General features: G+C 63.8%; 11 protein-coding genes. 10 read left to right on the top strand and 1 reads right to left on the bottom strand.

What is annotated here, in order from left to right:
- Positions 1 to 754, bottom strand: a 754-nt coding sequence (locus VNZ93_RS24280; protein WP_325711622.1) for an ABC transporter substrate-binding protein, incomplete at its 3' end; no start/stop codon positions are given.
- Positions 755 to 925: 171 nt separating this feature from the next.
- Between VNZ93_RS24280 and VNZ93_RS24275 the strand changes: the two genes are divergently transcribed.
- From VNZ93_RS24275 to VNZ93_RS24230, 10 genes are read left to right on the top strand one after another with little or no spacing between them, the layout of a single operon-like run.
- Positions 926 to 1738, top strand: a complete 813-nt coding sequence (locus tag VNZ93_RS24275; protein WP_325711619.1) for an ABC transporter ATP-binding protein — start codon at positions 926 to 928, stop codon at positions 1736 to 1738.
- The gene (locus VNZ93_RS24270) at positions 1738 to 2505 is read left to right on the top strand and encodes an ABC transporter permease (RefSeq protein ID WP_325711616.1); all 768 of its coding nucleotides are present in this window, start codon (positions 1738 to 1740) and stop codon (positions 2503 to 2505) included. The genes VNZ93_RS24275 and VNZ93_RS24270 overlap by 1 nt, the downstream gene beginning before the upstream one ends.
- A 3-nt stretch (positions 2506 to 2508) precedes the next feature.
- Positions 2509 to 3255, top strand: coding sequence for a GntR family transcriptional regulator (locus VNZ93_RS24265; RefSeq protein ID WP_325711613.1), 747 nt, complete (start codon positions 2509 to 2511; stop codon positions 3253 to 3255).
- Between the two features lie 27 nt (positions 3256 to 3282).
- Positions 3283 to 3705 (top strand): cupin domain-containing protein, encoded by a 423-nt coding sequence (locus tag VNZ93_RS24260; protein WP_325711611.1) that lies wholly within the window; start codon positions 3283 to 3285, stop codon positions 3703 to 3705.
- Positions 3705 to 4781, top strand: a complete 1077-nt coding sequence (locus VNZ93_RS24255) for an Ldh family oxidoreductase (protein WP_325711608.1) — start codon at positions 3705 to 3707, stop codon at positions 4779 to 4781. Before VNZ93_RS24260 ends, VNZ93_RS24255 begins: the two co-directional genes overlap by 1 nt.
- Before the next feature lie 13 nt (positions 4782 to 4794).
- Positions 4795 to 5193 (top strand): RidA family protein, encoded by a 399-nt coding sequence (locus VNZ93_RS24250; protein WP_325711605.1) that lies wholly within the window; start codon positions 4795 to 4797, stop codon positions 5191 to 5193.
- A 4-nt stretch (positions 5194 to 5197) separates the two neighbouring features.
- Entirely contained in the window at positions 5198 to 5938 is a 741-nt protein-coding gene (locus tag VNZ93_RS24245) for an SDR family oxidoreductase (protein ID WP_325711603.1), read from the top strand.
- Positions 5935 to 7539, top strand: coding sequence for an FAD-dependent monooxygenase (locus VNZ93_RS24240; protein WP_325711600.1), 1605 nt, complete (start codon positions 5935 to 5937; stop codon positions 7537 to 7539). Before VNZ93_RS24245 ends, VNZ93_RS24240 begins: the two co-directional genes overlap by 4 nt.
- On the top strand, positions 7532 to 8509 hold the full coding sequence (locus VNZ93_RS24235; protein WP_325711597.1) for an amidohydrolase family protein: 978 nt from the start codon (positions 7532 to 7534) through the stop codon (positions 8507 to 8509). The genes VNZ93_RS24240 and VNZ93_RS24235 overlap by 8 nt, the downstream gene beginning before the upstream one ends.
- Positions 8506 to 8850: an AraC family ligand binding domain-containing protein gene (locus VNZ93_RS24230; RefSeq protein ID WP_325711595.1), complete on the top strand. Its 345-nt coding sequence runs from the start codon at positions 8506 to 8508 to the stop codon at positions 8848 to 8850. Before VNZ93_RS24235 ends, VNZ93_RS24230 begins: the two co-directional genes overlap by 4 nt.
- The last annotated feature ends 5 nt before the right edge of the window (positions 8851 to 8855 follow it).

The following is an 8855-nucleotide window of genomic DNA, read 5'->3' as shown; positions in this document are numbered from 1 at the left end:
GCGCCGCTTCCTTCGGATTGTCGAAGGTGTCCTTCCAGCCGCGCAGGGCTGCACGCACGAACTTCTTCACCACGTCGGGGTTCTTCTTGAGGTAGTCCTCGTGCACGCCGATCGAGTTCGCATAGATCTCAAGTCCGAGATCGCCCGCGAACAGGCAGACCGGCTTCGCATCCGGCACCGCGCGCTTGATCGCCGGCTCGCTCATGATGAACAGGTCGATCGACGCCACCTTGCGGGCGGCCAGCATCGGCACGCGCGCCGGAGCGTCGATGTTGACGATCTTCATCGTCTTGGAATCGACGCCGTTCATCTCCATCACCGCCTGCCAGATTTTCGGCAGAAATGACGCCGAGCTGGAGCCGAGTTCAATGCCTTTCAACTTCGCGGCGGTGTCGATATTGGCGCCGGGATTGAGACTGAAGATGCAGTAAGGCGGCTTCTGGTAATTCGCTGCCACGATCTTGATCACCGAGCCGGCGCCGCCGGCCGCCACAAGGCTCGGAATGTCGATGAAGCCAAGCTCGGCGCCTCCGGTCGCAACCGTGCGGATCGCATCCGCAGTGCCCTTCGACGGCAGGATGGTGACGTTCAGTCCCTCATCCTTGAAATAGCCTTTGCCGAGCGCGACGTACCAGGGCGCATGACGGCCGAGGCTGATGAAGTCGAGAATGAACTTCACGTCGGTCGTCTGCGCTTGCGCCGCCGGCGCCGAAAGACACGCTGCAATCGCAGCCACTATGACTCTTTTCAACATTGCTGCACTCCTTCTCGCCTCCGGCCCAGCGCCAAAATTGACACTTCAAATATCATAAGATATTTCACCAGATATGCACAAGCGGCCTCTGCGCCTTGTGCGAAAACAGGGCGCGGTCGAGCGCCTCAACGCAAAAGCAAGATCCGGGCCCGCGCGGCCGGGGATCGGACATTGCAGGTATTCCCGCTGATGGCCTTTGGCACGATCAGGAATGTGAGGAAGGTGTTTTCGGCCGGTGAGCTGACGTCGCGCTCGGCCGAACCCGTGGTTGCCCTCGACGACGCCAATTTCGACTTCGATGAAGGCCAGCTGATCGCCCTGCTCGGCCCGAGCGGCTGCGGCAAGACCACGCTTCTGCGCATCGTGGCGGGGCTGATCCAGAAGACATCCGGCTCGGTCATGATCGGCGGCCGAGAAGTGACCGAACCCCTCGGTGATTACGGCTTCGTGTTCCAGCAGCCGAGCCTGATGCCGTGGCGTTCGGTGATCGACAACGTGCTGTTCCCGATGGAGATCCTCAAGCACAGCGATCGCGCAGCGCGCGAGCGTGCCACACATCTCCTCAAACTGGTCGGCCTATCCGACTTCCTGCAGGCGCGGCCGCACCAATTGTCCGGGGGCATGCAGCAGCGTGTCGCGCTGTGCCGTGCACTGATCCACGAACCGAAGCTTCTGCTGATGGATGAGCCGTTCGGCGCGCTCGACGAGCTGACCCGGCTGGAGATGAACGATCTTCTGCTCCGGATCCGAAAGGAAACCGGCGCGACGGTTCTGTTCGTGACGCACTCGATCTCGGAGGCGATCTATCTCGCCGACAAAGTCATCGTATTCAGCCGACGGCCCGCGCGCGTTGCGACCGAAATTCCGGTCAGCCTGCCCTACCCGCGCAATCAGCAGATCCGTTTCACCCCCGCCTTCACGCAGGCCGAACGGCAGGCCAGCGTTGCACTCGGCGTCGTTCCCGCAACCGAGACCGCCGCCTGATGAACCGCATCGCTTCGCAAATCGGCTATCCGCTGATCGGCACGGTATTCCTGATCGCCCTGTGGGCATTTATGTGCGTCTACGGCAACATCCCGACCGTGGTGCTGCCGACGCCCGACAAGGTGCTGCACGCGTTCATCGCGCGCTTCGACCTGATCCTGTCGGAAGGCTGGGTCACGCTGAAGGAGACGCTTTACGGCTTCATCCTCGCGCTTGTCATCGGCATCCCGATGGCGGTCGCGGTCGCCAATTCCCGCGCGCTGAACCTGATGTTCTATCCGCTGCTGATCGGACTTCAGTCGGTGCCGAAGGTTGCGCTCGCCCCGATCATCCTGGTGTGGCTTGGCACCGGAATGGAATCCAAGCTCGCAATCGTGTGGCTCGTCGCGTTCTTCCCGATCATCGTAGACACCGTCGCGGGCCTGCGTTCGACGCCGCGCGAATTGCTGGAATTGGCCCGCTCGCTGCGCGCCACCCCGATGCAGGTGTTCCTGAAGGTTCAGCTGCCGGCCGCCCTGCCGTTTGTCTTCACCGGCGCCAAGGTCGCGATCACGCTTGCCGTCATCGGTGCGGTGATCGGCGAGTTTGTGGGGTCGAGCGAAGGCCTCGGCTTCCTCCTGCTCAGCGCGACCTCGCAACTCGACTCGCCGCTCGCATTCGCCGCCCTGTTCGCGCTCTCTTTCCTCGGCATGTTCGTCTATCTGCTGGTTGAGCTGGCGGAGCGGCTGGCCGCCCCCTGGCTGCCGCCGGCGCCGCAAAGGCATTGAGCCATGGCGAAGAAGACCGCGAAGAAGAAAGCAAAATCCGGGACGCGGGCAGCTCCACGCAAGACGGCATCGCGCGCGCCGCGGAAATCCTCGCTCGCCGACATGGCGTTCGAGGCGATCAAGGAAAAGATCCTGAAATTGTACTTCCTGCCCGGCCAGTATCTCAACGAAAACGCGCTGTGCAGCCTTCTCAATATGGGCCGCACGCCCGTGCATCAGGCGTTGCAGCGCCTGCAGCACGAAGGGCTCGTCGAAGTCATGCCACGCAAGGGCGTGATCGTGCAGCCGGGCAGCATCCCGGAGATTCTGAAGATTCTCGATTCCCGCGCCACCGTCGAAGCCGAGCTCGCGCGCAACGCCGCGGAGCGCGCAACGGCGAAGGATATCGAAGAGCTGAAAGCGCTGGCGCGCGTCGGGGGGAGCGGTACCAAGTCGCCTGAACTCGACAGCTTCATCGGCGCGGACCGTGCCTTCCATCGCAAGTTCGCCGAGCTCGCCGAGAACCCGGTGCTGAGCGATTTCGCCCGTTCGCTGCATGAGCGCTCGATCCGCTACTGGTACCTGCATCTGTGGCAGACGCTCGATGACAAGGCGACCATCAAGCAGCACACCGCGATCGCCGATGCGATCGCGCGGCGCGACGCAGATGCCGCCGCTGAAGCGGTTCGCGCCCATATCGAAAGCCTGCGTACGCGCCTGATGCGTGCACAGGATGCCGCGCTCGGGCGCGGCCCGTTGCATCTGAAATAACGAGACTGAAGGTCAGGGAGCTAGACTATGACGGCTTATTCCGGGATTCCGAAGCTTGGCGAAGGCGCGATGCCAAGCCTCGATGAAGTGCTGCTGCAAGCCAATGACTTGCCGTGGCGCGACAAGTCGCTGAAAGGCGTTTCGGAAAAGATGCTGTGGCGCAACGAGGAAACCGGTGCGTCGATTGCGCTGATCCGCTTCGAGAAAGGCGCCGGCATTCCCGCCCCGCACAGCCACGCCTCGAACCAGTTCATGTTCTGCCTGCAGGGCAAATATGAATACACCAGCACCGGCGTCACGCTGACGGCCGGCTGCTTCTACTGGAATCCGAAGGGCAATGTGCACGGCCCGGCCATCGCGCACGAAGAGACGATCGTGGTGGAGGTCTATGATGGCCCGCACTATCCGATCCGTCCGTCCTGGTACACCAACGACGAGGACGCGCGCTGATGTCTGCTGCCTCCGGCGCCATTCCCGATCGCGTTCGCGTCGATGCGAAGCGGCTCACGGACGTGGTCGCACGCATCTTCGTGGCGCTCGGGATCGCCAAAGCGGATGCCGATATCGTCGCGAACGATCTGGTTCTGGCCGAGCTCGAAGGGGTCAGTTCGCACGGCGTGATGCTCATGCCGATGTATGTCGACCGCATCCTGAACGGCTCTGTGTCGAAGCGCAGCGAGGGGGACATCGTGAGCGATGTCCGCACCTCGATCGTGATCGACGCGGACAACGCGCTCGGCCAGCTCACCGCGCATCAGGCCGCGAAGATTGCAACCGAGCGCGCGAAGAATGCCGGCACGGCAGTCGTCGCGGTGCGCAATGCCTTCCACTTCGGCACCGCCGGACGCTATGCGCGCCTGATTGCCGAACAGGGTTGCGTTGGCATCGTGATGTCCAACACCCGTCCGCTGATGCCGGCGCCCGGTGGCGCCGAAGCGATTACGGGCAACAACCCGGTCGCAATCGCCCTGCCAAGCGCGGGAGACTTTCCTGTCGAGGTGGACATGGCGCTGAGCGCCACCGCGATGGGAAAGATCAGGCTTGCCGCCGCGGCGGGTCAGAGCATCCCCGCCGATTGGGCGATGGCAGCGGATGGCCAGCCGACCACCGATCCCAACGAAGCGATCAAGGGCATGCTGGCGCCGGCGGCCGGTCCGAAGGGCTTTGGCCTCGCCTTCATTATTGATCTCCTGTGCGGCGGTCTGTCCGGCGGCGCCATCGGCTCGGAAGTCAGGCCGCTCTATGGCGATGCGACCGAGCCTTATCGCTGCAGCCAGCTGTTCATCGCCATCGATACAGCGCCATTTCCGGATGGCGCCGCATTCCCGCAGCGTGTCAACGAACAGGCGCAGCGCGTCAGCGCATCCAGGCGCGCACCGGGAACGGTGCGGGTCTATGCGCCAGGCGAACTGGCCCATGGCACCCGCGAAGCCAATGCCGGCCGCTGCACGCTCAGCCGTCAGACGCTGAATGGCCTCGTCGAAGCAGGCCGCCGCGCCGGAATCGATATCGAACACTCACTCTGAAGAGGAACCAACAATGAAAAAACAGATCACATCGTCCAAGCTTCGCCAGCCGAACGGGCATTTCTCGCACGCGACGTCGATCGCCGCGAAAGGCACCCTCGTCTTCATTTCCGGCATGACCGCGCGGCGCGCCGATGGCTCGATCGCGGGTATCGGCAACGTCGAGGAACAGACCCGGCAGGTCTGCGAGAACGTCAAGGCGGCGGTCGAGGAAGCCGGCGGCACGATCGACGATATCGTCCGCGTCGATGTCTATGTCCGCAACATGGAGCATTTCGACGTCATCCACAAAGTGCGGCGTGAATATTTCAAGGGGATCGCCCCCGCCTCGACCATGGTCGAAGTGAACAAGTTCACCTCGCCGGATTATCTGATCGAGATCAACGCGATCGCAGTCCTGCCTAACGGGTGATCCCATGAAAGCGCGCTTCGAAGCGGACGGAGACGTCATCGTCATCACCGGCGGCGCCAACGGCATTGGCCGGGCGCTTGCCGATGCCGTTGTGAAAGCCGGGGCGCGCGTCGTGATCTGCGATGTCGACGAAAAGGCGATGGCCGCGGCGGAAGCCTCCAACGCGCTGATCGCGGCACGCAAACTCGATGTCGGCAATCGTGACGCGGTGATGGCGACCTTTGCCGAGATCGAGAAGAGCCATGGCCGGATCGACGGCCTAGTGTGCGCGGCTGCGATTCAGCCGCGCAATCTCATTCAGGATACGCCGCCGGAAGAGTGGCGCCGTGTGATCCAGGTCAATCTCGACGGAGTGGTCTGGTGCTATCAGGCTGCCATCAGGGGTATGATCGAACGTCGCCGCGGCAGTGTTATCGCATTTTCGTCAGGCCTCGCCCATCAGGGCTGGCCGCTCGCATCCGCCTACGCCGCAACCAAGGGCGCGCTGATCGCCTTCGTGAAGAGCGCAGCCAAGGAGGTTGCGCGGCATCGCGTGAAGGTCAACCTGATCGCACCCGGCGTGATCGACACCCCGCAATATCGGGCCGCCAATCAGGGCGCCGACCACGAACGCTGGAAAAACTCTATCGGCGTCGGCACCCCGGATGATGTCGTCGGCCCGCTGATGTTCCTTCTGTCCGACGCCGCGTCGATGACCGCATCCGTCATTTCACGCGACTTTGCCTATCCCGCGGAGGACGCGTGAGTAACAAGACCAAACCGAACGTGAACATGAAGCCCGTGATCATTGCGGGCGCAGGACCGGTCGGACTAACCACGGCGCTCGGACTGAGCTTTTACGGCCTGCCCTTCCAGCTGTTCGAGGAAGACGCCACCCTCTCGAGCGACACCAAGGCTGGCACCATCCTGACCCGTACGCTGGAAGCCTTCCGCCGCTATGGCGTCGCCGACCAGGTGCTCGCGAATGCGCTGCGCGTTGACGAGATCGGCGACGTCGAGCGCGCGACCGGCACGGCGCGGCCTTCCGTTCGCGCCGATCTCCTTGCGGACGAGACGCGCTATCCCTTCGTCATCAACATGCCGCAGCATCATCTTGAACCGATCCTGCATCGCTCGCTGAGCGAGAAGCATCCCGGCTCTGTTCATCTGCAGCACAAGCTGACGGACTTCCGGGCGACCGACGATGGCGTCGTCGCGACCTTCGACACACCGCAGGGTCCTCGCGAGATCGAAGGCTCGTATCTCCTCGCCTGCGACGGCGGCCGCAGCTTCATCCGGAGCCAGCTCGGCATTCCGGTCGAAGGCGAGTCACTCGACGTGCTGACGATCCTCGTCGACGTGAAGGTCGACCTCGACGTCCAGAATCCGCGCGACTACCCGTATCTCGCCTATTTCGCCGATCCGACCGAATGGATGATCCTGGTCCGCCAGCCGCATTGCTGGCGCTTCCTGTTCCCCCTGCCCGCCAACCGTCCCGAGCCGACGCGCGAGGAATTCCGCGAGAAGATCCTGCGCTTCATCGGGCCGGTGCAGGACATGGAGATCATCAACACCATCATCTACCGCATCCACCACCGCGTCGCGACCGAGTGGCGACGCGGCCGCGTCTTCCTGATGGGCGACGCCGCGCATCTCATCACTCCGATGTGGGCGCTCGGCCTCAACACCGGCATCCTGGACGCGGTCAATCTGCCCTGGCGTCTGGCATGGGTCGCGCGCGGCCTCGCCGATCCGTCCCTGCTCGACGGCTATGCGCGCGAGCAGCGTCCGGTGGCCGCGCATGGCTCCGGCGAGATGGCGGAAGCCGCGCGCAAATACATGCTCGGCCAGAATGACGCGATCCGCGCCATGTCGGGCGGCGCCTGGGCCAATGCACTGACCCGCACCATGCTCGGCGTGCGTCTCGACGTGGATCAGTCCGGCGACTGGTCGATGGTGCGCACCGAATCTGGCCCGCTGCGGGTCGGTGAGCGCGTGCCCGACATGGTGCTGCATGACGGCTTTGGCCGCGCCGTGCGGCTGCACGACCTGATCGATGACTCCTTCGTCGCGCTGTATTTTACCGACGTGCGCAGCCGCCCCGTCATTCCCGCCGACACGCCCGGCCTGAAACACCTGATCGTGTCGCGACGCGACGCGCCGCTCGATTCCGGTTTGCGGGATCGTTCGCTGTTCGATGTCGGCGACAAGTTCCGCGAGCGTGCCGGTTGCGCGCCCGACACCGTGATGCTGGTGCGGCCGGACGACCATATCGCCGCGATCGCACCGATGCGCGAGGGACTTGTCGAGGAGCTTTATCGCAAGATCACGCGCCCCTCCCCGCAAAAAGAGAAGGCCGATGCCTGACGCCTTCGAACGCATCAGCCTCGATGTCCACGCACATCTGGCTCCGGTCTTTCCCGATGAACTCGCCGCTCTCGGCGGCGTGAGTTGGGACGGGGTATCCGGCGTCCTCACCGTCGACGGGCATGGCCTCGGCATGAAGCCGCTGTTCGATCCGCCGGCGCTCGTCGCGTGGATGGAACGCAACAATGTCGCGCAGACCTGGATCTCGATCCCGCCGCCGCTCTATCGCGCGCATCTGCAGGGCGACGCTGCGCGTACCTGGGTGACATACGCCAATAATGGTCTGAAGCGCATCGCGGACGCCTATCCCGGCAAGCTGTCGCCCCTGCCCCATCTGCCGCTGCAGTCGCCCGAGATCGCGCTCGATGTCGCGGCGGAGTGGATCGGCAAAGGCCATCGCCGCTTCGGCGCGCCATCCGGCGGCCATGGCGAACAGGTCCTCTCGGATGCGTCCTACGAGCCGCTCTGGCGCGCACTTAATAATGCCAAGGCATTCGTATTCTTCCACCCCGGCGAATGTGCGGACGGGCGGCTGACCGCTTTCTATCTCTCGAACCTTCTCGGCAACCCGTACGAAACCGCGGTTGCGATCAGTCACCTTACCTTCGGCCGCGTGTTTGAGCGCTTTCCCGGCATCACCTTCTGCTTCGCGCATGGCGGCGGCGTGCTGCCGATGCTGGCCGGGCGTTTCGAGCGCGGCTTCGCCACCGCGCGGCCCGGCATCCCCACGACGGCCCCCTCGCCGCGCAGGATGTTCCGCAACGTGTGTGTCGACTGCATCGTCCATGACCCGGACGCGCTGACACTCTCCGAACAGGTCTTCGGCGAAACGCAGGTCGTGTTCGGCTCGGACTGGCCGTTCCCGATGGGCGTTATCGAGCCGCATCAGCAGATGGCGGCGCTCGATCCGGCGCGCCGCAAACGCATTTTCTGCGATAATCCCGAGCGACTGATCAAGGAGAAGGCATGATGAAAGGTCCCTCACCGCGCGGCGACACGCTCGGCCCGATCGGCGACAAGATCCTGTTCGAGAACGAGTTCGTCCGCATCTGGAGCGTCAAGCTCGACCCCGGCGAACGCCAGCGCTGGCACAAGCACGACCTGCCCTACATCATCGTGCCAATGACCGAGGGCCAGAACATCATGTATTTCGAGGATGGACGCGAAAAGGAAACCAGCGAAACCGTCGGCGGCGTGCTGTGGCGCGAGCCCGGCATCCCGCACGAATTGCTCAATGTCAGCGACTGGCAATACCGCAATGTGCTGATCGAGCTGAAGGCCTCGCCGCGCGTCGATACCGCCGGCGATTGAGAGGG

Source organism: Pseudorhodoplanes sp., from assembly GCF_035565795.1.
Taxonomy (GTDB): domain Bacteria; phylum Pseudomonadota; class Alphaproteobacteria; order Rhizobiales; family Xanthobacteraceae; genus Pseudorhodoplanes.
This window is presented reverse-complemented; position numbering and strand designations above follow the sequence as displayed.